The sequence below is a fragment of the Leptospira montravelensis genome, assembly GCF_004770045.1.
GTDB classification, from domain to species: Bacteria; Spirochaetota; Leptospiria; order Leptospirales; family Leptospiraceae; genus Leptospira_A; species Leptospira_A montravelensis.
This window is the reverse complement of sequence record NZ_RQFO01000004.1, coordinates 1,130,559-1,154,907: the sequence shown is the minus strand read 5'-3', so window position 1 is coordinate 1,154,907 and position 24,349 is coordinate 1,130,559. Positions and strand designations below refer to the sequence as shown.

22 protein-coding genes are annotated in these 24,349 nt (G+C 37.2%); 13 read left to right on the top strand and 9 right to left on the bottom strand.

Going from position 1 to position 24,349, the window contains the following annotated elements:
• Positions 1–59: 59 nt before the first annotated feature.
• Entirely contained in the window at positions 60–752 is a 693-nt protein-coding gene (locus EHQ31_RS06275; protein WP_135570580.1) for an SH3 domain-containing protein, read from the bottom strand.
• 210 nt (positions 753–962) lie between these two features.
• Between EHQ31_RS06275 and EHQ31_RS06270 the strand changes: the two genes are divergently transcribed.
• The 7 genes from EHQ31_RS06270 to EHQ31_RS06240 all read left to right on the top strand — a co-directional run bounded on the left by EHQ31_RS06270 (position 963) and on the right by EHQ31_RS06240 (position 7,385).
• Positions 963–2,075, top strand: a complete 1,113-nt coding sequence (locus EHQ31_RS06270; protein WP_135570578.1) for an MBL fold metallo-hydrolase — start codon at positions 963–965, stop codon at positions 2,073–2,075.
• A 196-nt stretch (positions 2,076–2,271) separates the two neighbouring features.
• On the top strand, positions 2,272–3,294 hold the full coding sequence (locus EHQ31_RS06265; RefSeq protein ID WP_135570576.1) for a hypothetical protein: 1,023 nt from the start codon (positions 2,272–2,274) through the stop codon (positions 3,292–3,294).
• Positions 3,295–3,366: 72 nt separating this feature from the next.
• Positions 3,367–4,254, top strand: a complete 888-nt coding sequence (locus tag EHQ31_RS06260) for a hypothetical protein (protein ID WP_135570573.1) — start codon at positions 3,367–3,369, stop codon at positions 4,252–4,254.
• 193 nt (positions 4,255–4,447) lie between these two features.
• Complete coding sequence (locus EHQ31_RS06255; protein ID WP_135570571.1) at positions 4,448–4,978, top strand: hypothetical protein; 531 nt, start codon at positions 4,448–4,450, stop codon at positions 4,976–4,978.
• Between the two features lie 125 nt (positions 4,979–5,103).
• Positions 5,104–5,643, top strand: a complete 540-nt coding sequence (locus tag EHQ31_RS06250; protein WP_208652716.1) for a hypothetical protein — start codon at positions 5,104–5,106, stop codon at positions 5,641–5,643.
• Positions 5,644–5,717: 74 nt separating this feature from the next.
• Positions 5,718–6,776 carry an alkaline phosphatase D family protein gene (locus EHQ31_RS06245; RefSeq protein ID WP_135570569.1) on the top strand — a complete coding sequence of 353 codons (1,059 nt, stop codon included), beginning with the start codon at positions 5,718–5,720 and terminating at the stop codon, positions 6,774–6,776.
• Positions 6,777–6,818: 42 nt separating this feature from the next.
• Positions 6,819–7,385 (top strand): TetR/AcrR family transcriptional regulator, encoded by a 567-nt coding sequence (locus tag EHQ31_RS06240; protein WP_135570567.1) that lies wholly within the window; start codon positions 6,819–6,821, stop codon positions 7,383–7,385.
• A gap of 94 nt (positions 7,386–7,479) precedes the next feature.
• Here EHQ31_RS06240 and EHQ31_RS06235 read toward each other — a convergent pair whose 3' ends face one another.
• The 4 genes from EHQ31_RS06235 to EHQ31_RS06220 all read right to left on the bottom strand — a co-directional run bounded on the left by EHQ31_RS06235 (position 7,480) and on the right by EHQ31_RS06220 (position 12,753).
• Positions 7,480–9,228 carry an N-acyl-D-amino-acid deacylase family protein gene (locus EHQ31_RS06235; protein WP_135570565.1) on the bottom strand — a complete coding sequence of 583 codons (1,749 nt, stop codon included), beginning with the start codon at positions 9,226–9,228 and terminating at the stop codon, positions 7,480–7,482.
• A 105-nt stretch (positions 9,229–9,333) separates the two neighbouring features.
• On the bottom strand, positions 9,334–10,518 hold the full coding sequence (leuA2, locus tag EHQ31_RS06230) for a 2-isopropylmalate synthase LeuA2 (protein ID WP_135570563.1): 1,185 nt from the start codon (positions 10,516–10,518) through the stop codon (positions 9,334–9,336).
• 192 nt (positions 10,519–10,710) lie between these two features.
• Positions 10,711–12,144, bottom strand: coding sequence for a sodium:solute symporter (locus EHQ31_RS06225; RefSeq protein ID WP_135570561.1), 1,434 nt, complete (start codon positions 12,142–12,144; stop codon positions 10,711–10,713).
• Positions 12,145–12,153: 9 nt separating this feature from the next.
• Positions 12,154–12,753, bottom strand: a complete 600-nt coding sequence (locus EHQ31_RS06220; protein WP_135570559.1) for a CBS domain-containing protein — start codon at positions 12,751–12,753, stop codon at positions 12,154–12,156.
• A 121-nt stretch (positions 12,754–12,874) separates the two neighbouring features.
• Between EHQ31_RS06220 and EHQ31_RS06215 the strand changes: the two genes are divergently transcribed.
• The 4 genes from EHQ31_RS06215 to EHQ31_RS06200 are packed head-to-tail and all read left to right on the top strand — an operon-like array spanning position 12,875 to position 18,022.
• Positions 12,875–14,776: an AMP-dependent synthetase/ligase gene (locus EHQ31_RS06215; RefSeq protein ID WP_135570557.1), complete on the top strand. Its 1,902-nt coding sequence runs from the start codon at positions 12,875–12,877 to the stop codon at positions 14,774–14,776.
• Positions 14,773–16,347, top strand: a complete 1,575-nt coding sequence (locus tag EHQ31_RS06210) for an acyl-CoA dehydrogenase family protein (protein ID WP_135570555.1) — start codon at positions 14,773–14,775, stop codon at positions 16,345–16,347. The genes EHQ31_RS06215 and EHQ31_RS06210 overlap by 4 nt, the downstream gene beginning before the upstream one ends.
• 3 nt (positions 16,348–16,350) lie before the next feature.
• Positions 16,351–17,616 (top strand): sensor histidine kinase, encoded by a 1,266-nt coding sequence (locus EHQ31_RS06205; protein WP_135570553.1) that lies wholly within the window; start codon positions 16,351–16,353, stop codon positions 17,614–17,616.
• On the top strand, positions 17,600–18,022 hold the full coding sequence (locus EHQ31_RS06200) for a MaoC family dehydratase (RefSeq protein WP_135570551.1): 423 nt from the start codon (positions 17,600–17,602) through the stop codon (positions 18,020–18,022). Before EHQ31_RS06205 ends, EHQ31_RS06200 begins: the two co-directional genes overlap by 17 nt.
• Here the strand turns inward: EHQ31_RS06200 and EHQ31_RS06195 are convergent.
• Together EHQ31_RS06195 and EHQ31_RS06190 are read right to left on the bottom strand one after the other, a co-directional pair.
• Positions 18,006–18,371: a DUF1292 domain-containing protein gene (locus EHQ31_RS06195; protein ID WP_135570549.1), complete on the bottom strand. Its 366-nt coding sequence runs from the start codon at positions 18,369–18,371 to the stop codon at positions 18,006–18,008. The two genes, EHQ31_RS06200 and EHQ31_RS06195, sit on opposite strands and share 17 nt — an antisense overlap.
• A complete protein-coding gene (locus EHQ31_RS06190) occupies positions 18,371–18,664 on the bottom strand; it encodes an HNH endonuclease (protein ID WP_135570547.1) in 294 nt (97 codons plus the stop codon). The genes EHQ31_RS06195 and EHQ31_RS06190 overlap by 1 nt, the downstream gene beginning before the upstream one ends.
• 49 nt (positions 18,665–18,713) lie before the next feature.
• Between EHQ31_RS06190 and EHQ31_RS06185 the strand changes: the two genes are divergently transcribed.
• Positions 18,714–19,826 (top strand): acyltransferase family protein, encoded by a 1,113-nt coding sequence (locus tag EHQ31_RS06185; RefSeq protein ID WP_135570545.1) that lies wholly within the window; start codon positions 18,714–18,716, stop codon positions 19,824–19,826.
• A 2-nt stretch (positions 19,827–19,828) separates the two neighbouring features.
• Here the strand turns inward: EHQ31_RS06185 and EHQ31_RS06180 are convergent, their stop codons facing one another.
• On the bottom strand, positions 19,829–21,205 hold the full coding sequence (locus EHQ31_RS06180) for a flavin monoamine oxidase family protein (protein ID WP_135570543.1): 1,377 nt from the start codon (positions 21,203–21,205) through the stop codon (positions 19,829–19,831).
• 105 nt (positions 21,206–21,310) lie between these two features.
• Here EHQ31_RS06180 and EHQ31_RS06175 point away from each other — a divergent pair, with 105 nt between their 5' ends.
• Positions 21,311–23,425 carry a 7TM diverse intracellular signaling domain-containing protein gene (locus tag EHQ31_RS06175; RefSeq protein WP_135570542.1) on the top strand — a complete coding sequence of 705 codons (2,115 nt, stop codon included), beginning with the start codon at positions 21,311–21,313 and terminating at the stop codon, positions 23,423–23,425.
• On the opposite strand, the gene EHQ31_RS06170 is transcribed toward EHQ31_RS06175, so the two are convergent.
• Entirely contained in the window at positions 23,422–24,348 is a 927-nt protein-coding gene (locus tag EHQ31_RS06170; RefSeq protein WP_135570540.1) for a 50S ribosomal protein L11 methyltransferase, read from the bottom strand. The genes EHQ31_RS06175 and EHQ31_RS06170 overlap by 4 nt on opposite strands.
• Position 24,349: the final 1 nt, after the last annotated feature.

The window sequence follows — 24,349 nt, the reverse complement described above, 5'->3', positions numbered from 1 at the left end:
AATGAGCTTTCAAAGATCCATATCCTTCTTTTTTACTTTTTTATTGAAGTGTAGGTCTTTTAGTCCCCACCTGTAACAAAAAAAATCATCATCCAATTTTTGTTTTTCTTCGAAAACCCAACTCGGTGGTCCATTGGGCTTCGTAAATACTGTTCGCAAATATAGCCCACTTGGCCATCAGAAATACAAACTTTTTTCCAATTACATGGTTCGTTTGGGTTTGTCTTTGTTTCTGCATTGGTTTCATCATATTCATTTTTAACGAATTCCCAGCTAAGTTGCGTTAGTATGGCACCTTGTTTGGAAGGTTTGTTTCTGATGTTAACGGTGTTTCCAGTGATGAGTGAGAAACTATAAGAGTCAATGGATTCTGGTGTGAGATTAAATAAAAACGGTGCTGACCAAATATTGTCTTTATAAGTAAAACCAAGGTTAATGGTTTGCGATAAAACGTTCCAAAAATCGGAATTTTTGGGGTTTTTATCTAGTTTCCAATATTTTAGAAACTTTCCTTTACCCATACCATCTTCTGAAAAATCAAAGGAAATTTGTGGATCAATTATGGATTCAATAAATTTCACATCCTTTTCTTTTACTGATTTTTCTAACTTTTGTTTGAAGGAGAAAAAATCTTTATCTTCTCTAGAAGTATCAACTGGTTTTAAAAATACAGGATCAAACGGTTCGCAAGGGAGAAGTGAGGTAAAAGTTGAGGTAAGTAAAATAGATATAACAATGATTTGCTGTTTCATAGAAATTATTAGATTCCCTATATTTATTGAATTGTCCTACTTGATATAAGAATCGCAAAAAAACAATCAAATTTTGGAATGTAAAAATAGAGATTTAGTAAACTAAGGCCTAAGAAAAACTAAAAACTTTCGAAAAATCATAGATATCGAATTAACTTTTTGATCTGGGTGAGGAGTCTAAACTCAGATTTCTAAACTGGAGAGAAGTATTTGCGAATTGTATCATTTTATCTTTTATTGTTTTTTACCCTTACCATTGTTCAATGCAAAGCTTTCGGAAAAGACCCGGAAGGTTCCCACCTTGAAAAAATAAAAACATCCACACATTATGACCAAACACGCGAACAATTTGTAAATCGCAGACCCGATGTTTTAGAGAAAATGCGAGAGAACCAAAACTTCTTTTCTCTATTTTTTAAATTTATGTTTGGTGGGGATAAACACCAAAAACCCGATGGGAAGTTACCAGAAGAAAAACCTGACTTCGCTGAGTTTTTAAAACCAGACGAAAAAATAAAATTTATATGGTTTGGACATTCCACTTTTCTTGTGAATATCGAAGGAAAACTCCTGTTTTTTGATCCGGTGTTTTCTGAATCGGCCGCACCTTTTAGTTTTATGGTAAAACGGTTTCAGGATGCTGTAGTCAAGTTAGAAGAATTACCACCGATTGATTATATTATTATTTCTCATGACCATTACGACCATTTGGATATGCAGACCATTGAATTTTTTAAAGTTACCAATACTAAGTTCATCACACCACTCGGTGTGACTTCTCATTTAAAGGAATGGGGAGTTTCTGAGGACCGGCTAACAGAGTTAGATTGGTGGCAGACTTTGGATTTGGGAAAACTAAAAATTGTTTGTACACCGGCCCAACATTTTTCGGGGAGGAGAGGGATGAATGGAAATAAAACTTTATGGTCTTCCTGGACCATCCTTGGGGAAAATGAAAGGTTTTATTTTAGCGGTGACTCTGGGTATGACGTTCATTTTAAAGAAATAGGGGAAAAGTTTGGGCCCTTTGACCTTACCTTTATTGAAAACGGACAATATAATCCTATGTGGGAAGCAGTCCATGTATTGCCGGAACAAACTGCCAAAGCTCATTTGGATTTGAAGGGCAAACGACTTGTTCCCGTCCACTGGGGGATGTTTAATTTGTCTTTACACAGTTGGTATGAGCCGGCCGAATCCTTAGAAAAACAAGCTGAGATTTATAAAATTGACCTCCTAACACCTAAATTTGGGCAAATTGTGAAGATTCGTGAACCCAACCTAATGGAACGTTGGTGGAAAAAGTTCATTCAGTCTGAATGATTCGAACCAAAACGGAACAGGAGTTTGGCGTTTTGCAAACTTCTGTAGCAAAATTCAATACAAATCACTGTTAAATTACAAAATAACCAAAATTCATGATCCATTTTGCTAATTATTGTTAAATGTAAAATGCGATTTGACACTGGCATCGCCCATTCGAATGATGAGTGTTAAATTTTATTTTTGGTATTCTAAAATGAGTAAATTCTATGTTTCCGTTCTTTTGTGCAGTTTGTATATTTTTTTTACAATAGGTTGTATTCCTAAATCGGAGAAAAATGACTCCAATTCTTTATTACTCCTCGGGGCTTTAGCTTTGGCAAACGGTAGTTCCGAAGACCTAAGTTGTCAAAATAAAACACTGAATTGGACCCTTCGAACATCACCCAATACTAATAATTGGACAGGCGTAACATATGGAAACGGACTTTTCGCTGCGATTTCTATTGCTGGAGCTGGAATGACCTCCCCAGATGGAATCACATGGACTGCGCGTACTTTCCCTGAGGCAAATCAGTTTCAAGGCATCACTTATGGAAATGGGCTTTTTGTTGGAGTATCTGCGGCTGGAACCAGCCGAGTGGTCACCTCCCCCGATGGAGTCAATTGGACAGCGCGAACTGCAGCATTACCTCGCAGTTGGCAGTCTGTTGCTTATGGTAATGGAATTTTTGTCGCTGTAGCTTATGGCAATACCGACCCTGTGATGACTTCCGCAGATGGAATCACTTGGACTTCTAGAACACCTCCAGAAGCAAACCAATGGGTTTCGGTAGTTTACGCAAACAGTCAATTTGTCGCAGTCGCTAGCAATGGAAACAATCGGGTGATGACGTCTCCTGATGGAATTACTTGGACGGCTCGTACTGCAACAGAAGGGAATCAATGGACTTCCGTAACTTATGGAAACGGTCTATATGTCGCAGTTGCTTACGATGGAAACAATCGGGTGATGACATCTCCTGATGGAATTACTTGGACGGCTCGTACTGCAACAGAAGGGAATCAATGGGTTTCCGTAACTTATGCAAAAGGTATATATGTAGCACTTTCACAATCGGGAACAAATCGGATTATGATTTCACAAGATGGAATCAACTGGAAAGCACAAGCCGCACCAGAACAAGTGGGTTGGAAATCGATTGTGTATGCGGATAATAAGTTCGTTGCCGTTTCAGGTTCGGTAGCGAGCCGAATTATGACCGCATCTTGCGAATAATCCGCTAAGACTAAAAATTTTTTTTACCAACCAAATTATTTCTGACCCACCTCTCTAGTAGAGGCGGCAGGAATGCGAATCAGAAAATTTTTGTTTTTTCAAACGGTTCTTGGTTTGATCAACATTGTTTCTTTTTTTTTAGTAGGTTGTGCTCCTAAGGACAAAAATTCCAACAAATCTTTGTTTGTTGGAATTTTAAGTTTTGATTCTTCCTTTTTAGATTTGAAAAAAACTGCGGAGGAATCGGATTTAGGATCTTCTGATGCCTTCGAAGTGACATCCATTTCGCCCCAGATTGTTTTTGAAGATTCTAGTTTTACCATTGAAGGAAAAAATCTAAATTCTGTTACTAAGGAGCAGTTATTTGGTGGTGAAATTTTTAAATTTATAAAACTTACGTCAGTTAGTGAATCAAAAATCATAGTTTCTGTTGTCTTTTGCCCAAGTTCTCATTTATTTATCCTTTCATCTGGTAACAACGAAACAAACAGTAAAATTTCGATACCTTGTCTCGGCAATTATCGTAATTCAGTGCTACCGCTTTTCTATGAACTGGGTGTAGGCATCCAACCTTTTATACCCCAGTTTGCTGAAAATTCTTTAGTGGTCTTACAAACAATGGGGACTCTAGAATTTATATCGAATCCTCCTTTGCCAAAAGGAATTCAGATGAATGCAGAAACAGGCGAAATATTTGGTATTCCTTTAGAAACTACGGGAAATGAAATACGGTCGTTTCAAATGATAGCAAGAGTCAAAGCTAATCAGAATCTAAAAATTGAATCTTACCTAACAATGATTGTCGTTTCCGGGGAAGAGAAATTCAACCGGACTTGCAGACCGATTGCAGAGACTTCTACTTGTTTTGGTCCCTCTCCTCATGTTTGTAACAATCGCTCTGGTTGTTTTAAAAGTTTGTTAAGTTGTTTGATGGATTCAAAATGCGGTTTTTCAGAATAAAAGACCTACGCCAGCGATTGCAGCGGAAATCCTTTCTTGCTTTTGCAAGAAAGATTGTAGCGTAAAGCGCGGTCGCAAAGGAGTGGTGGGAGGAGCATCTAACGAAAGATGGCGAGGCGCCCCATTTTTTTAAAAAAGAAAACCAAAGTAAAGAAATAGATACCTACTACAGTAACAATCATAAGGATTTTCTATGTTAAGATATTTACTTTGTTTTCCCATCCTCTCCTTCGTTTTCTGGAGTTGTTCGAACCAAAAAGAAGAGGGGCTCATCCCTGGCACAAAACTCACAGGAAATGCTCTTTCGGATGCGGTTGTCCTTTCTATTTTAACCACACCAAGTTGTCAATTTCTGACAAATGAAAATGCAAACACCGCATTTCAGGTGAATGGATCTCTATCGATATGTAGTGTTCAGTCTGTGAGTGGTTCCCTGACTGTGCAAACCACCGGGACTTATGAAGTGACTGCCACATCGGGAAAACAAACACTTACCTCTGCCAATTGTAATTCTAGTCGTTTTGATTTCCATGTGTCGCTAAAAGAAGGGGCTACGGAGTTATTTGTTTCTTCGGCTTCGGGTCCAAAAGAAGTCAGCTTGGAATCGGGAAAAACTTATAGTATTCAATCGACGGGACTCGTAAACCCTTCCGATTACCAATGCCAAGGTAGGGCCGTGAATTCGAATATTACAGCCTATCGTCTCAACCTTCGAAAACTATGAAGTCATGTTGTTCAAGGATTCTTTTCGATTACAAAATTTAGAAAGTTTCCTTTTGCTTTAGGTAGTTTCCGCAATTGCGGGAATCTACCATCGCATTCTTGTTAGTTTGTGACTAAACTGTCTCCATGAGATATTTTAGTGGTTCCATGTTTTTTCTAGGTAGTCTTGGGAGTGCTTTTCAGGTAACCTTTCTTTTGATCTTACTTGGGTCGTTTCTGGAATGTACTTCGGTAGATAAAAAAACATATTTTAACGGCTTCTACAAAACATCACAATACAGGCCACACCAACTTTCTGCTTATGCAGAGAAATATGGATACAATTCGGAATGTTTGGTTTTGATGGAAGGGCCGGTTCCCAGTAGGATGGAACCTTGTGACATTGGAGACCGCAGGTCGGGTAGAGATTTGTATCGTGAGACGGAAGTCGAAGTGGCTGGAGATTCTTTTCCCGTGGACTGGTACATTGCAGGTTATGGATACCAGTTACAAGTAAATCAGGAATACTACCAAAGCATTGCATTTTTTACCAGTTATTCGCAGAGTCGTGGGCTCTCCCGGTTTTCACCCTTGTATTACAAACGCGATTTTTTTGGGAGAGAGGAAATGTTATATTACTCAAGAAATCCTTATCGAATTTATCCTTTTTATCCAGGACGCCGTTAACCGATTTCCGATTGACGAGAAGGGAAAAATTCATAAAAATTTAGGCAAAAGTTTTCTCTATTTTTGTGAACCTCATGAAACCAATTTCCTATTTTGATTTGTTTTTTTCTTTGTTCTTTTGTTTATTCCTCCTCCAAACTCCAATATTCGGAAAAGAATCTGAAAGTTTAAGGATTGGATTTGGTTCTTGTCTGCACCAAGACAAAGAAAGCCCAATTTTAAACCAATGGGAAAAAGAATCCTTTGATTTGATCCTTCTGTTAGGTGATAATATCTATGCAGATTCTTTAATGGCAAAAGAAAAAATCCCTGCTTACCAAAAACAGTTATCAAGACCTCAATGGAAAAAAATTCGTAAAAGCTCCCAGATCCTTGCCACTTGGGATGACCATGATTATGGAATCAATGATAGTGGTGGCGAATATGTTGATAAAGAAAAGAGTCGTGAAGTTTTTATCTCCCAAGTTGGATCTCTTATGCCGAAAGGCCGACGTTTGGGAACTAAGGACGGGAAAGGGATTTTTCATTCTTATAGGATCGAATTCAAAAAGAAAAAAATCCATATAGTGATCCCTGACACTCGATTTTTTCGTTCTGAGTTAAAACCTTCCTTTTGGTCTCTTTTTACAGGGAAAAGGCACTATCGTCCCAATGAGGATCCAGATGCCACTCTACTTGGAGAAGAGCAGTGGAAATGGCTTTCAGAAGAATTAGAAAAACCATCGGACTTTCTTGTTTTTGTATCTGGAATCCAAGTCATTCCCACCGAACAACCGTTTGAAAAATGGGGAAACTTCCCGAAGGATAGGGAAAAGTTATTTCAGCTTTTAAGTTCTGCCAATACATCCGAACTTGTGATTCTTTCTGGGGATCGGCATATTGCAGAAATATACGAATATCCCTTTTTGGACCAAAAAAAGTTTATTGAAGTTACCTCAAGTTCGCTCAATTTTCCACTGCCGTTTCTTACCTTAGAATACGATTCTAAATTTAAACTCTCACCTGCTTTTTTAGAAGAAAATTATGGTGCCCTTAGGATTCAAATCAAGGAAGGAAAATTGGTTTGGCGAGCAGAGATTAAAGACAAAATTGGAAATGTAGTTCTTAAATATGATAAAAATGATTCTAATTAAAGTTCTTTTAATAAAACAAATCACAGAAGGAGAATTTCCAAATTGAAACCCAAACAAAAAATTTTAGAAAGTTCCTTTGCTTTGTTTCGTGAAAAAGGATTTCAGGCCACAGGGATTGCTGAAATTTTAGATAAGGCTGGCGCTTACAAAAAAACTTTATACGACCATTTTAAATCCAAAGATGATATAGGATTTGAATACTTAAATTATTTATCCGAACAACAAAGAATTGTTATGCTAAAGGTTTTGGGGAAAGCCAATAATATGTCTGACTTCATTGAAAAATGGGTTAATTTTATTGTCAGAAACCAAAGGAACACTTCCCGAAAGGATTGTCCTATCGCTCTTTTTTCTGGTGAAATTTCCCATTTGGGCCAGTTTGATAGTTACCGAAATAAAGCAGTTCAGCATGTACTGGAAACAGTGGAAACCTGCATTTTGAAGTTTGCCCCCAATTTAAAATCAGACCTTGTTAAATCACTCAGTTATGAATTGTATATGAGCTATCTAGGTGGACTTAGATTGTATGCGTTGACTAAAGATCGAAAAGTTATCGAACGGATGAAATCACAAATGATCGCATCCGCAGAACGCATCGTAAAAAATTAAAAAATAGGGAGTATTTTACTTTTTGTTTTCCATTTTTTCCTTGGGATCACCTGAGCAAACACCCAAACGATCCCATCTTTAACCTTAAACTATTTTATGTACCGATTTTGGATTCTAAAAAGCTTCCGTAACCTTTTTCTTTGCCAAGAGAGGTAACAGGTTTTCCTTTATCGATGGCAAGTTTTCCATTGATATATACTTTTTTAATTGTATCGTCGTTACGTCGAACCCAACGTTTAAAATCTTCCATAAAAGGCATGGGTGCTTCTACGTCTTGTGCGAGTGTGTCGTCTAGTTTGGTTGGATCAATTAAAACCAAATCAGCTCGTTTGCCTTCTTTGATGTAACCTGCGTCTATACCAAACCAATCACCGATTTCTCCTGTTAGACGGTGTACAGCTTTTTCAATAGTCATAAAAGGTTTGTTTTCTTGTTCGGCATCTCTGACTAACTTTAACATACGAAGGGGAAAGTTATAATGAGCCATTCCTCGTAAATGAGCTCCGGCATCAGAAAAACCAATGAGTACGTCTGGATAATTGATAATTTTTTGTAGTGGTTCCTTTCTATGGTTTGCCATTACCGTATACCATCGAACTTTGTTTCCATGTTCTGCCACAAGATCAAGAAAGGCAGTAACGGAATGAATCCCTTTTTCTTTGGCAACATCATCAATTGATTTTCCAATTAATGATTTGTCTGGTGCATCTACAATTTTTGTTTCTCTAAAGTTTCTATGGAATACGCGAGGCAAAAACCAATTAGTCCATTGGCGTTTGAACCAAGAGCGGTAACTTGGATCTTTCATCAGTTGTTTTCTTTCCAACTCATCTTCAATGTGATTTGCTTTTGCCCCAGCTGCAAATTCTTCAAATACAACTACATCCATTCCATCGGCATACAAATCAAAAGGTTCTGGGAGAGCTTGGAATCTAAAGTCTGATTTAAAGATAGTATTGGTGATACGACCAATGACTCCGAGTAGTTTATATAAACCTGGATCAAATTTAACATCCATTAAAGAGATGATTGTTGTTTTTAGAGGTTTACGAAATATTCCAAATGCTTCTTTTAAAAACATCAGAACGTTTATTTTAGTAGAAACATTGGGAACACCTTGAAAGATCTTTCCTCTTTTCCTTAACGTTTTGTTTAAGTATTGGTATTCTTTCCAATTGGCAAATGTAGACGGTAGAGGTCGGGACCTAAATCTAGAACCATCCATTTTGTCCCAAACCAATGTATTTATAGAAAGTCCCATAAAACCTTGGTCTAGAGCTTCTTCAAGAATTTGGTTCATTTTCTCTAATTCTTGTTTTGTGGGAACTTCCCCTTTGGTTAGAGATCGTTCGAGTCCCATAACATGTGCTCGAATCGCGGAGTGGCCTGCGAACGAAGTTACATTCGGGCCGAGAGGCATATTGTTTAAATGTTTTTTATATTCTGCTGCGGAATTCCAATTCTTTTTACTTTCTAGGATTGATAAAACATTCTTTCTTGGGATAGCTTCCACGCGGCTAAACATGTCAGCTAAATCAACAGGATCACCAACGGCTAAACTGAGAGAACAACTACCAAGAGAAATGGTAGTAATCCCATGACGAACCGATTCAGAGAGATCTGGGGCCATTTCAATTTCTGCATCGTAGTGAGTGTGAAAATCAATAAAACCAGGTGTCAACCAAAGACCTTTTGCATCAACGACCGTTTCACCAGGCATTGGACTTAATTCTGTTTTGGAAATGGATGTTACCTTTCCGTCTTTAATCCGCACATCACCCACAAAAGATGGATTTGTACTACCGTCAAAAATGCGTGCCTGTTTGATGAGCGTGTCTGCCATGATACCTCCGGAAAAACCAAACGAAATTATGGCAGATTGACAAAGTTTTGTCAATGATTCGTTAAGAATTGCGCGAAAGATTCTCTGGACAAAACCACTTCTTGTTCAGAGAGTCGCCGCAAACCTTGTCGCTAAATCCACTAACTCTGCTTCGGTGATCTCTCTGTTATTCTCCTGGGAAGAAATGGCTTTAGCAATTTCAAACAAACGATGGATTTCCGATTGTGGAACCACTATTCCTCTGTTTTCTAACAAAAACTGAATGGCCCTATGGCCTGATTGGTTCGTAAAGGAAATGGTTTCGTTGTCATTTCTTCCAACAAATTCAGGGGAAAAAGTTCGGTAAGCACCTTTTGACTGTTTGATGGTCTTGGCAACTCCATCTTGATGGATCCCGGATCGATGGGAAAAAATATCTTCCCCAATAATGGGAGTTTTTTCTCCAATAGGTATGCCAGTCATTTCGGAGATACGTTTTGCCGTTGGGTAAATTCTTTGGAAATTGATTCCTAAGGACTCACCATTTTGATGTAAGGCGATACATGTTTCGTATAGATTTGTATTTCCTGCTCTTTCACCTAAACCGTTCAATGCTACTTCAATTTGTTCGGCCCCCACATAAACACATTCAACGGATGTTGCGGTCGCCATTCCCAAATCATTATGTGTATGTACAGAAACTTTGGCTCTATTTCCAATAAACTCTTTCATTTCCTTTACCATATTCACAAATACCATAGGTCGGTATCGTTCGACGGTATTGGGTAAGTTGATGATATTGGCACCTGCCTCAATAGCAGAAAGAAAAACTTCCTTTGTAAAAGCAAAGTTTTCTATTGCATCACCAAAATGTTCCCCGGAGAACTGGATTTCTACATCTGGTCCCACTATGGATCTGGCAAAGGTAATTGATTTTTGGACCTTTTGAATGACTTCTTTTTCAGAAATTTTTAATACATGACGGATCGAAAATTCACTTACGGGGTAAACGATATGCATTCTTGGTTTGTTTGCATATTGAATGGCATCCCAAGTTTTAGCGATTTCTGTTTCGTTGGCTCTAGATAATCCGGCAATAGGTTTACCCACCGGTGCTCGTTTGGCTAAGGTTTTACTTGCGACAAATTCAGTTTCATTAGAAGAAGGAAATCCCACTTCGATTCCATCGACATTCAATGCGACAAGTAAGTCAAAGACCTCTATTTTTTCTTCTAAGGTCCAGGGTCTTCTTAATGCTTGGTTTCCGTCCCGTAAGGTTACGTCTTGAATTTTAATTTGGTTTGGTTTCATGGTTCCTCCATATCCGCTGCCACTACCACCGGGAGGACCAAAAATAAAAAAAGCCCACTTCCCGGTTGGGAGTGGGCTTTGTCACACAGCACTGTCTCCCTCGATCTATAAAAGTTCGAGGAGGAGGAGCAACTGAATGTTAGCAGATAATTTCATAGTTACTTTTTAGACGAACAGCTATCGGGATTCCTGTCAATTTTTTTTAAACACCAATCTAGAAATTTGTACAAGAAAGATTTGGATTCCAAATCCAATCGGGATGAGTAGGGTGAAGGAGATTTGAAAACCTAAACCTATGGCAACCGTGCCAAGGATACTGGTTAGAAAAAATACCGAAAATACGAGTCCCGATACCGGTAACTCGGCTTTTCCTTTGGCTAAAAAGAAAACGGCAATGGATGGACCAAGTGTGTAGGAAAATATGGTTAAACCCATTTCCAAAACTCCTTTTTCCCAGGTTTGTATGAGAAAATAAGGTACTAAGCTGGAAACGAAAAGAGTGACACCAAAAAAAAGAGATAGTGTGCGTGGACTAAACCACCTGTCCATTCCCCAATCGCGAGCCCATGTCAAAGAGAGAGAGTTGATTGTGGAACTCAATGTGGACATGGCACTGGCAAGGATTGCTGCTACGAGAATCCCAAGGATTGGAGAAGGGACCTCCGCCACAATAAATTGGCTAAACACTTTGTCAGGTGCCATTGATTGGCCTGAATAAAAAAGATAAAGAAGGGATCCTATACAAAGAAAAAGGATAAATTGCACTAGGACTACAATTCCACTACCGATGAGTATCTTTTGGCCTGATACTAAATTTTTTGTGGCAATCACTCGTTGAACAAGCATTAGGTCTGTGCCGTGGGAACCAATGGAAATAAAGGCACCACCAATCAGTGCAAATAAGATAAAGTAACTATTGTCACCGGAAGGAAGGTAATCCAAAACAAATAAATTAAGTTTATGTGAGGTTTGAAGGTTTTTAATTCCTTCCCAAATAGAAATGTCTAATTTATCAATGAGTAGGCCTAGTGCAAAGATCCCACCAAAAATATAAATAAACCATTGGAGTACATCGGTAAAAACGATCGCACGAAACCCACCTACCACCGAATAAATGATTGTGACAATACTTAATGTGGTTAAAGCAATCATCCCTAAAATTTCTGGAGATAAATTTAGGCCCATCCTTTCTAATAAAAAAGCAATTGGCAAGGAACTCACATACAAGCGGATTCCATCTCCTAGAAGTCTGGAAACAGTAAAAACTAGGGACAATGTTTTTTGAGGTGATTTACCAAAACGATTACCAACATATTCGTAAACCGAAATGGTATTTCCTGAAAAGTAGGATGGCAAAAGATACAAAGCAACAATTGTCCTACCAATCAAATAACCAAAAGCAATTTCTAAAAATCTATAATCTCCTTTGAAAGATAAGGAAGGTATACTTAAAAAAGTTAAACTTGAGGTTTCTGTTGCCACAAGGGACAATAAAAGAAAGAACCAATGGATCTCTTTTTTAGCGAGGTAAAAGTCTTCTTCTTTTTGGTTATTTTTGGCAAAGTGAAATCCAAAATAAAAAACGATCACAAAATAAAAAATAAGGACGAGTAAATCCCAAAACATATAACCCCTTTAAGCAATGATATTCAAATTCGGATACTTTAATAACAAACGAAGTAAATCGGAACGTGTGATCATACCAATAGGTTGATTATCGTCATTTACGACAGGAATACAGCCAATTCTTTCTTCCAAAAGAACTTGTGTGACCCCTCTGATCTCAGAACCTGGAGAACCAACTAACACACGTTTTGTCATTATATCTGAAATGGGCCAGTCTCTTTCGTAAGACTTACTTTTTTCAAGAATATCCCGATCGGAAACAAAACCAACTAAAGTTCCCAAATCATTAACGATGGGGAGGTGACGAATTCCCTTTTCCAACATAAAATCCAAACAATTGGATATCGTTTCGGAAGAAGGCAGGGTATGTGCCGGTGTTGACATGATTTCATGAAGGAAGTAGACAGTTTTTTCGGTTTGATTTGCTGATTCCTGGTAAACTTCGCCTGGGGTACGATGCAAAAATGAGGGAGTGGACCGAGTCGTACCATCTTCTTTTTCGCCCGAAATCGGGGAGCTTTTTCCCCCGGGATGGATTTTGTGCACCCGATCTGTATAAGTAGCCGGTGTATTTGGTAAAATGCGCCCGTCATGTATCCAAAAGAACATAGTTATGCCCTACCTTTCCGAAAAGTTTGTCAAAAAGAACAAAAATACTTGCAAAAAACGAACAGTGGTTTTTTATCCAATCTACATTTCTGTAAAGATTCCAAAGGAAAAGGCAAAACCCATGACTCGCAACTACGAAAACCTCTACCAAGCATTGACTCAGGTCGCAGAATCTCTCCCAAACAAAATATCCTTTCGGAAGAGAAAATCGGCTACTGAATTCCCTGGGATCAGTTTTGGAGATTTGAAACAGTTTGTCGACCACTTGACTTTGGGTTTGATCGATCTAGGTGTAGAAGTCGGGGACCGAATCGGTTTTTTTTGTGATGCCACAGTCCATTGGTTAAGGACCGATCTTGCCATCCTTACATCTGGAGCGGTGGTAGTTCCCCGAGGTACAGACATTGTTCGGGAAGAAATTCTTTATATCCTAAACCATTCGGAAGCAAAATATTTGGTGGTTCAAAAACCAAAAGATAAAAAACGCATTGATGATTTGTTAGGTGAACTCCCACATTTAAAACAAATTTTTATATTGGAAACGGACCAAGGCGAATTATACACAGGTGAAAATTCAATCCTTTCTATTGCCGAGAGAGGAAAAGAAAAATGGAATTCGGAAGGTAAACAAACTTTAGAAAAACGAATAAGTCAAACTGATCCTGATGCTCTTGCCACTCTTATTTATACATCCGGTACAACTGGGAATCCTAAAGGTGTAATGTTGTCCCAAAAAGGTTGGATCACTGCCATTCAAAATACAATCTCTCGGTTAGATATGAATGCAAATGACAATGCAGTGAGTTTACTTCCTCCTTGGCATGCTTTTGAAAGAGCGATTGAATATGCAGGAATTTTTCTAGGGATTGATTTTTTAGTTTCGAATATGTCTTCCTTAAAGGATGACCTTCGCGACTTTCGACCTACTATATTTCCTTCCGTTCCTCGGATATGGGAATCCGTATATAATGGAATCATTTCTAAGGTTGCTAAAGAAGGTGGGTTTAAAGAAAAGTTATTCCATTTCTTTTTGAAAGTTGGATCTAAATGGGCTCATTATTATGCAATGTGTTTTGGATTTGAATTCGAAATTTTAAAACCAAATATTTTGATTTCTCTTTTGAAAAGAACCTATGGGTTGTTAGTTTTGATTTTACTCTCTCCCTTTAAGTTACTCAGTGTTAAAATTTTTTCTGCCATCCATAAAGCATTAGGTGGAAAAATTCGGATTTGTATCTCTGCCGGCTCCGCGCTGCCAAGTGTAGTGGATGAATTTTTATCTGCCATCGGTCTTAAAGTTTTAGAAGGTTACGGGATGACAGAAACTTCTGCTGTAGTTTCCATTCGGTCAAACTCTAAACCCACCAAAGGAACCGTAGGTGTTCCGATTAATGGATACCAAATTCGATTGAAAGATGAAACTGGAAAAATCGTAACGAAAGCGGGTGCCAAAGGAACCCTTTGGATCAAATCCAAACAAATCCTGAAAGGTTATTATAAACGTCCTGAACTGAACCAAGTTGTCTTTGATCCAGATGGCTTTTTTGACACAGGCGATCTTATGTATATCTCCCATAGAAATGAATTAATTTTTGCAGGTAGATCCAAAGATACAATTGCCCTGATCGGTGGTGAAAACGTAGAACCAATCCCAATCGAAGACAAACTTCTAACTTCTGCATACATAGACCAAGTCATGGTTGTAGGGCATGATAAAAAAACTCTAGCCGCATTGATTGTTCCCAACTTCGAAGCAGTAGAGGCTAAAATTCCAGGTATCTCTAAAGAAAAAGCAGGGGAATGGAACTTACATCCAAAGGTTCGGGAATTATACCGAGCTGAAATTTCACGTATTATATCTCGCGAAAACGGATTCAAAGGTTTTGAGATGATACCAGCTAATAATTTCTATTTGGTACCTCGTCCCTTTGATCCCGATCTGGAAATGACACGAACTTTAAAAATGAAGAGAAACGTCATTTCAGATGTATTCACAAAACAAATAGAAGGAATTTACCAATGATACACCCAAAACTGAATCCCTATCTGAATGAAGAGGAAAGAAGTTTTTATAATACTGTCTTTCAATTTTCAGAAGAAAAAGTTTTCCCCTCCGCAGAAGAAAGAGATGAAAAGGAAATTTGGTCAAACGAATTATGGAAAGAGTTTAGTAAGGCCGGTTTAACGGGACTTACCATTCCATCTGAATATGGTGGAGAAGGAGCTAGTTGTTTACTTTGTTCGATTGCAACCGATGCGTTCGCATCTGGTTCGTTAGATGGAGGAATGGGTCTTTCGTGGGTTGCCCATTTAGTGATTGGAACTATGCCAATTATTTTTCAAGGAACAAATGACCAAAAATCAAAATATCTCCCGAAACTTGCTACAGGTGAATGGATGGCAGGATTTGCTCTTACCGAACCAGCTTCTGGTTCAGATGCGGCTTCCCTTTTAACAAAAGCTGAAGAAGTGGAAGGTGGATGGAAATTGAATGGTACCAAAATGTACATCACAAATGGTCCTGTAGGTCAGGTGTTTGTGGTAATGGCTCGAACTTCCGAAAAAGGAAGAGGGCCTATGGGAATTTCTGCTTTCATTGTAGAAAGTAACACTCCTGGGTTTAAAGTAAGTAAAGTACTTAAAAAACTAGGACATCACACTTCTGTGACCGCCGAACTCGTGTTTGAAGATATGGTCATTCCTAAAGAAAATCTGCTCGGACCTTTGAATACTGGTTTTATGAGAATCGGTAAAGAGACTTTAGAATGGGAAAGAACCGTTTTTGTTGCTGGTCTTGCGGGAGCAATGGAGTTTTGTTTTCGTAAAGGACTTCGTTATGCGAACGAAAGAGTTCAATTTGGTAAACCAATTTCTAGTTTTTATGGGATGCGTGATATTCTAGTTCGTAACTGGGTCTACATTCAAGCAGCTAGGAGATTAATTTATTGGGTAGCAGAACGAAAAGATAGAGGTATTCCATCTCCTTTAGAGAGTAGTTTAGGTAAACTCATTACTTCTGAAATTGCAGAAGATGTTGCTAAGGACTCTGTACAGTTGTTTGGTGGGTACGGGTATATGAAAGAATATTCCGTAGAACGATTTTACAGGGATGTAAAGTTAGGAACCATTGGTGGCGGAACTAGCGAAATCCAAAGATCTATTATTTCTTCCTTATATTCGGGAAAAGAAAAGTTTCAAAAAGAATTTGTTAAATTGGAAAAAGAGTTAAATTTAGCTGACAAGATACAAAATGTTCTATTTGATATAATCATTGCTTTGGACTCTGAGCCAAATCGAAAAAAGCAACAATCGATTGAATTTGCATTTGCAGATGTTTTGTCAATTTTTGTGATCCTTTCTCTTTCGGAACTGGATACACATAAATCTACAGAACACTATTCTTTAGAGGAAAAATTAGTAGATCGAAAGTTACTTTCGTATTATCTTGTTGGGAAATATCTTATGTCTTTCAGTCGACTTTCAAACTATGTTCCATCAGAACTCACTCAATTGTGGAATTTTTATTCCCAATTAGGGAAATCGATTGAAGAAACTGTACATGAACGTTTCCAATCTTTGCAGGAACTTTTGTAGCCGATGAAAGCAGCTGGCCGAATAGCATTATTATATCTGTTATTCGGCTATGTTTGGATATATTTTTCGGATTATGCGATTTCACTAATATTCCAATCACCCGAGGATATTCGAGAAATTCAAAGTGTAAAAGGTTGGGGATTTGTTACTATCTCTGCTTTGATCATCTTTATACTTTTGGTGCGGGAACTAAAGAGACAAAAACATGTTTTGCTCGAGAAAATTGAATCAGACCAACTATTTCAAGTAATTTTAGAACGTATCGAAGATGCTGTTATTGTATTCAATTTGGATACATGGAAAATTGATTTTTTAAGCGAACAAGTTTCGCGTCTGTTTGATATACCAACTAATGAAATTTTGATCCACCCGGAATTACTAATGGAACGAGTCCATGAAGCCGACAGAGAACGGATGACTCATATTTGGATGAACCAATTACGGGATAACCATACTGGATTATTGTATAGGGTCCGCTCCCAAGATGGCCATATTAAGTGGGCCTTAGAACATAGACTCTACATTCCCGCCAGAGAAGGAAGTGCCAACAAAGCCGTAGCTGTCATTACCGATATGACTAGTTATATGGAAAATCAGTCGAAACTCGAACGTTCACTCCGTGAGAACGAAACCTTACTCACTGAAGTCCACCATAGAGTTAAAAATAATTTAGCTGTGATCATTTCTTTTTTGCAACTCCAGGTATATTCTTCTCCACCAGAAACTGCAGATATCTTAGAACAAAGTATAGTCAGAATCAAAGCTATAGCTCTCGTTCATGAAAAATTATATAGTAGTAAAAATTTATCAGGTCTTAGTTCGGTAGATTATATCACAAGTCTAGTTGAAAATATAAAACTTATGTATATGAGGACTGATATACTCATTGAGTTAGATATTCAACAGTTGGAGTTTAACATCATCGATGCGATCCCTATGGGACTTATGATTACGGAGATGTTAACTAATAGTTTTAGACATGCATTTGCCAAGGGAAAACCTGACGCCTTGATTAAAATAGAGTTTATTGTTACTGATAAATACAATTACGAATTAAAATACAGAGACAATGGTATTGGTTTCCCACCAGGATTAAATTATAAAAAAGCAGAGTCTATCGGCTTATCGGTTATTTTCTCATTATGTAGTCAGATGAATGGTCGTGAAGTTGAATGTTCCTCCTCTCCAAACGAAGGAGTGTTTTATCACTTTGCCTTTTCACCAAAAAAAATGATTCCTAAGGATGATTCAGATGTATCAAAAAGGTAAAAGTTTTTTAGAAATTCAAATCGGAGATTCGGCCTCCTTTACCAAAACCATTACCGAAACAGATGTGTATTTATTTGCAGGGATTAGTGGAGATTTTAACCCACTCCATGTAGACGAAGAATATGCTAAAACAACAAGTTTTGGAACGAGGATTGCTCATGGGGGTCTTGCTGCTTCTCTTTTGGCGCCTGTGCTTGGAATGAAACTTCCTGGACTTGGGACTGTTGCTTTAGAAACGACAACAAAGTTTCGTAGGCCAGTTTATTTCGGAGATACAGTCACTTGTTCGGTGGAGGTAATAGAAAAGGTAGAGAGATTAAAAGCAGTAAGGATGAAAATTGTATGGACGAACCAAAAATCGGAAGTTGTCAGCAAAGGAGAGACTCTTGTCATTCCTCCCGGCTAAGAAATTGACCTAAGAGCCCAATTTCATCTTCTACATATTCACGGATTTCTTCTAATTCATCTTCATCAAGAATTTCTTCTAAGATTTCTTCTCCAGTTTCGTCTTGGCTAATTCTCATGACAATATATCCGGGAACATCAGAATCTGGGTCGTCCATCTCTACATTGACAAACTGAAATTCTTGTTCTGTGGCCGGAAGGAAAACTAGGTAATCATTTCCCATTTGTGAAAATGAATAAAATACTTCCCATTGGTAACTGTTACCTCTTTCATCCACAAGATCGATTTCTTCAGTAACTCTGCTTGGTAGGAAATCATCTGCTTGGAATCCTAAATCGTTAATATCCATCAGGAAAAGAACTCCTTCTCAAAAGGAAGACTATGTTTCTTTTTAAAGTTACACTCTTTACAGGCAGGAACTAAATTGGCTTTTACTGATTTCCCTCCTCGAATAAGGGGAATTAGGTGGTCCATTGTTAATTCATCTACTTTGAATTTTTTTCCGCAGTAATGGCAAATTCCTGAGGAACGTTTGTTTTTCCACCAGGCACTATTTTTAAGTTCTTTTGCTTTCCTTCTTTCCCGTGCGATTTCTTCATCGCTCACATCGGAAAAAAATGAATCGGAGGGAGATTCCGTCATGGTTTAAAAAAATCTGTTTTTTTCCCTTCGTCAAGAAAAAGATGGAGGAATGGGAAGATTGGTTTACTTAGACAATTTACGATCCTTTGCACTTTTACTCGGAATTGTGTTTCATGCTGCGATTGTTTATGCCACAGATATAAAATACGCCATCCAAGATGAGACAAGAAGTGAGGTTTTATCCTATTTTTGTTATTGGATTCATAGTTACCGGATGCCCATGTTTTATATGATTTCTGGTTTTTTTTCTGCGATGGTTTGGACCAAAAAAGGTTCTGCCTTTTATTTGGAAGCAAGGTTCAAACGAGTACTGATACCTACCATTTTTGGTCTCATTTTTCTTGCTCCCGTACAATACTACCTTACTGAGCTGATTAAAAATCCTAGTTTAGATCTTTTGACCTTTTTAGATTATTTTTTTACCAAAGAACAATTTCAACATTCGCATATTTGGTTTCTTGTGGATTTGTTTTGTTTTAGTATTCTTTATAGTTTAATTCCAAAGTCATTTTTTACAGCTAAAATTTGGAATCAAATCCCATTAGGGATTTATCGATATATATTGCTTGTTAGTTTTTGCTTTCTTTTTGTGGTCCTTTGGCATACACAAATTTCGAAAGGGGAATCATATTACGGAATTTTTAAACTTACTTTTGTTTTTCAGTTTTCCTTTTTTATCGCAGGAGTGTTTTGTTTTCATTGGAAAAGTATTCTTTTCCCCAATAACAATTCATTTATGAAAACGACTTCCATATTTGTATGGGCTATTTTTGTTTATTTGCTTTTTAAAGATCTGGAAATTGATGATCCACTATGGATCAACTTTCAATATGTTAATGTTTGGATTAGAACTTTTCATATTTTTTTATGGGTGGTTTCACCCTTTTTATGGACAAGTTTTCTCATCGTAATTTTTCAATCTTTTGGAAATAAGGATGGAAAGTTAGGAGTCTATTTAATTGAAGCTAGTCTTCCAATATATTTGGTACATCATCCCATTTCCTTAATGTATGCTTATTGGGTAAGAGAGATGGAGTGGGGAATATGGTTGAAGTTTATTTCCCACATTATAGTTGTATTAGGTGTTAGTTTTTTCTTATACGAATTTTTAATCCGAAAGAGAAAACCTCTCCGATTTCTCTTTGGATTAAAAAGTAATTAAGATTATGTTTTGCTTACTGCTTGGATTGCGGAAGCCACAGCAGAATCCATACTTCCTGTATGAAACGCTAAATGTTCACCAGCAAAAAATACTCGTTCGAAAGGTTCTGCCCAGACATCTTTGATTCCAAAACTACCTGGCGGAAACAAAGATACAAATCCTGCTCTTCCAGTTGTTTTTTGAAAACTATGAAAGATAAATGGAGATTCTAAGGCCAATTCCAAATCTCCCACTTCTTCTAAAGAAGATGTCATCAAATTCTTTTTCTGGCGTTCACTTCCTTTTTCAAATAAAGACGCTCTATCTCCAGTAGAAATGGAAGTAACTGCTGTTACATTTTTTCCAATGGCAGCTTCGGAAACATAAAAAGTTTCTGCAGCCGTATTCGTTGATAGAAAGAAATTGGATAGAGAATCTTTTGATTTCACTAAACTTATGTTTTTTGAAATTTTTCCAGTTTGCATACGAAGACCTGAGTAAATTAGGTCTTTTGGAAGACCCGGTGTCCATTTGATATCAAGAACCGCAGCTGCAGGAAGTGCACAAATTATCAAACTAGCTTTAATAGTTCTACCGGAAGATAAATCCACTGTGACTTGGTTTTTTTGTTGTGAAACTTTAGTGACAGTTTCGCCTAATAGAATTTCTTGATTACGCAACAAATTTGTTAGTTCTTTGATAATTCTTTCTGCTCCACCTCTTACTTGAAATTTTGGTTTTAATGCCGATTGAAGTGCGGAAAGATCATCTAATACCGATTCGCTGGAAATTTGATTTAGGTCAGCACCAAGTAGGATACGGTAGAGATCGTTCATGGAACGAATTTCTTCTTCTGTTAAACCTTGGTATCTTGCATAAGAAGAAAAATTAATTTTGTCTAAACCTTGTTTTTGTGTGCTTCCTAAAGACTTATGAAGGTCTATGACTTTTTCTAAAGTTTCTATAGAAGCTGGAGATATTTTTAATAAATCGCTATTTGATTTTTGAATCGAAAAACGATCAGAAATGTTTGCGGAAACTAATTCTAAATTCAGCTGTTTGACCAAACTTTTAATGTCAGATTGACCATCGCCTATCCACTCACCACCTAAATCCTGTAAGATTCCTAATTCCGGATTTTCATAAGTTGCAATGCGGCCACCCAACTTATCTCCACGTTCAATAATAGTGACATCATGCCCGGTTTGTTTTAATAAATAGGCAGAATAGAGTCCAGAAAGACCACCACCTAAAACAATGGCTTTTTTCCCACTGCTAGACTTTGGTTTGGTTTCAGCAATGGTCGTTGTTGCGGTTTGTCCGAATGATTTTTTAGGGAGGATTAAACCTGCCCCTAAGGTAACAGCACTTATCTTTTGTAGGAAACGTTTTCGATTCATAGAACTTTCCCCTATTTTAACATTGGAAACAAAAAAGGCTAGAAAAATTAGAAAAATACAATCTGATTACTTTGTCTTTTTAAGCGAATTGGGAGATGACTGCCTTTGTTTTTTCACAATATAAAATATTTTTTTCTAAACCTATTTGTTTTTTTACCTTCGATTTTATTTGCTGAGTCCGCTATTTCACTCCAGCCCCAAATTTTCGGAAAACCTATTTGGCAGGATGTTCTTGTTTTGGAAGACAAAGACCAATCGGTGACACAAGAAAACCTAATACGCGGCACCTATGATTCCCAATTTCAAAAAATAACTTCTCCAAATTTAGGTTTTTCTAAATCTACTTTTTGGATTCGATTGGCAGTTAACAATCCCACAAAGGATATAATTCGTTGTAATTTGGTGTTTGATTTCCCGCTTTTGGATGAAGTTGAGATTTTCGGAATAGGAATTCCTAAATCAGTTTTGAGAACTTTAGGAGACATCTTTCCCTTTTCTGAAAGAAATTTAGATTATAGAAACCCTGTATTTCCTTTCGAAACAAAAGGCGAAACTACAGCAGTATATTATTTACGAATCCATTCCGAATCAACGATTCCATTAGCTCTTGTTATTTGGACGGAACGTGAATTTTATGACCAACTCAACAAAGAACAAATGATTTTCGGTTTGTTTTATGGGATATTGTTTGTAATGATTGCTTATAACTTTTTTATTTATATTTTTACTTATGAAAAAAGTTATCTTTTTTATTTGTTTTTTATAAGTTCCATATTTTTCTTTCATTTAATCAATAACGGGTTTGCATTTCAATATCTTTGGCCTAACGCCATTTTTTGGGGAAACTATTCTTTACCTTTTTTCATTTGTGTTTCTTGCATTACTGGACTTCTTTTTTCAGACAATTATCTCAGTTTAAAAAAACATTTACCAAAAATTTCCAAACTAATGTGGGTTTGGGCAGGGATTCTTTTATTATTTTCAGGAATTCTATTTTTCTTGAGTTACCGAATCGCAATGATTACGGCGATTTTGCTGACAGTGCCAACGGCTCTCGTTATGGTATTTAGCGGTGCCACCACTTATTTTTCTAACGTGAGGGCTGCTCGGTATTTTTTGATTTCTTGGACTTTTTTCCTTTTGGGTGTGCTTTTATATTCTCTAAAGAGTTTGGGTTTTTTACCAGACAATCATATCACTCGTTGGACCATCCAAATTGGAACCGCTTTACAAACCATTTTGTTGTCACTTGGGCTTGCGGATCGGATTAACTTTTTAACACGTAGCCTAAGAGATCACATTAGGGAATTATCACATGCAAAGTTAAAAATTGAAGAATCAGAAAAACGATTTAGGGAAATTTTTCAAGGTTCCGATGAAGTGATCCTTATGATGAACGATAATTTTGAAATCATCAATGCAAACCGTGCCCTTTCCAAACATATGGGTTTTCGGTTGGATGATTTAAGAGGTAAAAAAATAACAGAATTTTTATACAAAGGTCGTGATCAGAGTTCCGATTATAATGTTCTATATGTTAACGATAAACTAACGGACTTAAAAATGACAGGTTCTATCGTGAATTTTAAAACAGAGTTTGAACAAAAATATGTAAAGGAACCAAAAGAGATGTATTGTCGACTACAGTACATCAACTTTGATGAAACAAGAGAAGTTCTTGTCACAATGTCTTCCCAATCTGAAGACACAATCATTCAGCTAATCGAATCAGAAAAGGTCGAACTTTCTATGAATAATTATTTGAGGAATGCAGAACTTGTTTCTCAAAGGATAACCTCTCAACTCGCAAAGTATCTTTCCAATATAGAACAGACGGAAGTAAGATCATCGATTCGCGAAATTATTATCAATGCCGTCGAACACGGAAATTTAAATATAAGTTTCGATGAAAAATCAAAAGCTCTTTTGGAAGGGAACTACTTGGAATTTTTACAGAAAAGACAAGAAGACCCTCGTTATAGCCAAAAACAAGTAAAAATAGAATATTCTTTTACTAGTGAATTTGTGGCATACCGTATCACCGATGAAGGTCGCGGGTTCGATCATAAAAAACATATGGAAAAAACTTTAGAAGAAATGAACGAAGCTCACATACAACATGGTCGTGGCATTCTAATGACAAAATCTGTTTTTGATCGCATTGAATATAACGACCGTGGCAATCAGGTTAGTTTAATTAAATACTTAAATAAGAGCTAATTACGGAGCCAATCCAATACCCACCACTCATTCCATTCTTTAGAGTAGAGGAGTTTGCCTGGAAGATGGCTTTGTAATAAACCTAAAAACTGATCTTTTTTTTCTGTAATGATACCTGAAAAAATGATTCTTGGTGCCTCAATCTTAGCCAAGTGACGTATGTTTTGCGATAACACTGCATAGGTAATATTTGCAATGGCTAAATCATATTTGGTATTGGATAACTTCGGATTGTCTATTCCTGATTCTTCCACGCTGAATTGGAAACCTTTTGGGTATTCGTTTTCTGTCCAATTCGACCAAGCAGCTTTTACCGCATTGGGATCAATGTCCAAAGCAAAAATTTTAGAAACACCAAATTTCGCAAGGCCAATGGATAAAATTCCTGAACCGGTTCCTACATCACATGCCGATTGAAATTTAAATTCACCTTTATCATACAATTCATCCAAATACTCTAATATGAGTTTGGTGGTTTCATGGTGGCCCGTGCCAAAAGCGACTCCGGGATTAATAAAAAGTGGGATCCCACCGTTTGGTTTCCAAAGTTTAATAGTCTCTGGTTCATTTTTTTCCCAAGTGGGAATGACCCAAATTTTTTTTCCAATAGGGAATGGTTTGTAGTATTCTTTATAAGCTTCTTCATAATCACGAGTTTCGATGTTTCGTGATTCTGCGTTGGAATTGTCTGGTGCGTTGATTTTTAAAAAGATAAGAACCTTTAATTCTTTATCAATTTCATCCGTTTGTAAATAAATTCGAATATTAGTATTGTCTCGGATTAGGCCTTGGTCTTTTTCTTTAGGGGCCTCACCATCAAATAAAATTTCGTAATAACCAGCACATTGAAGAGTATCTAACAGTTCATAAAAACTGTCAGATAAATCTTTTGGTAGATTGACTTTGAGTTCTCTATATTCCAAT

What these genes read in the sequence shown, in the direction of transcription:
- EHQ31_RS06275 (WP_135570580.1), bottom strand. Translation starts at nt 752, where the DNA reads ATGAAACAGCAAATCATTGTTATATCTATTTTACTTACCTCAACTTTT.
- EHQ31_RS06265 (WP_135570576.1), top strand. Translation starts at nt 2,272, where the DNA reads ATGAGTAAATTCTATGTTTCCGTTCTTTTGTGCAGTTTGTATATTTTT.
- EHQ31_RS06260 (WP_135570573.1), top strand. Translation starts at nt 3,367, where the DNA reads ATGCGAATCAGAAAATTTTTGTTTTTTCAAACGGTTCTTGGTTTGATC.
- EHQ31_RS06255 (WP_135570571.1), top strand. Translation starts at nt 4,448, where the DNA reads ATGTTAAGATATTTACTTTGTTTTCCCATCCTCTCCTTCGTTTTCTGG.
- EHQ31_RS06250 (WP_208652716.1), top strand. Translation starts at nt 5,104, where the DNA reads ATGAGATATTTTAGTGGTTCCATGTTTTTTCTAGGTAGTCTTGGGAGT.
- EHQ31_RS06245 (WP_135570569.1), top strand. Translation starts at nt 5,718, where the DNA reads ATGAAACCAATTTCCTATTTTGATTTGTTTTTTTCTTTGTTCTTTTGT.
- EHQ31_RS06235 (WP_135570565.1), bottom strand. Translation starts at nt 9,228, where the DNA reads ATGGCAGACACGCTCATCAAACAGGCACGCATTTTTGACGGTAGTACA.
- leuA2 (WP_135570563.1), bottom strand. Translation starts at nt 10,518, where the DNA reads ATGAAACCAAACCAAATTAAAATTCAAGACGTAACCTTACGGGACGGA.
- EHQ31_RS06225 (WP_135570561.1), bottom strand. Translation starts at nt 12,144, where the DNA reads ATGTTTTGGGATTTACTCGTCCTTATTTTTTATTTTGTGATCGTTTTT.
- EHQ31_RS06220 (WP_135570559.1), bottom strand. Translation starts at nt 12,753, where the DNA reads ATGTTCTTTTGGATACATGACGGGCGCATTTTACCAAATACACCGGCT.
- EHQ31_RS06215 (WP_135570557.1), top strand. Translation starts at nt 12,875, where the DNA reads ATGACTCGCAACTACGAAAACCTCTACCAAGCATTGACTCAGGTCGCA.
- EHQ31_RS06210 (WP_135570555.1), top strand. Translation starts at nt 14,773, where the DNA reads ATGATACACCCAAAACTGAATCCCTATCTGAATGAAGAGGAAAGAAGT.
- EHQ31_RS06205 (WP_135570553.1), top strand. Translation starts at nt 16,351, where the DNA reads ATGAAAGCAGCTGGCCGAATAGCATTATTATATCTGTTATTCGGCTAT.
- EHQ31_RS06200 (WP_135570551.1), top strand. Translation starts at nt 17,600, where the DNA reads ATGTATCAAAAAGGTAAAAGTTTTTTAGAAATTCAAATCGGAGATTCG.
- EHQ31_RS06195 (WP_135570549.1), bottom strand. Translation starts at nt 18,371, where the DNA reads ATGGATATTAACGATTTAGGATTCCAAGCAGATGATTTCCTACCAAGC.
- EHQ31_RS06190 (WP_135570547.1), bottom strand. Translation starts at nt 18,664, where the DNA reads ATGACGGAATCTCCCTCCGATTCATTTTTTTCCGATGTGAGCGATGAA.
- EHQ31_RS06185 (WP_135570545.1), top strand. Translation starts at nt 18,714, where the DNA reads ATGGGAAGATTGGTTTACTTAGACAATTTACGATCCTTTGCACTTTTA.
- EHQ31_RS06180 (WP_135570543.1), bottom strand. Translation starts at nt 21,205, where the DNA reads ATGAATCGAAAACGTTTCCTACAAAAGATAAGTGCTGTTACCTTAGGG.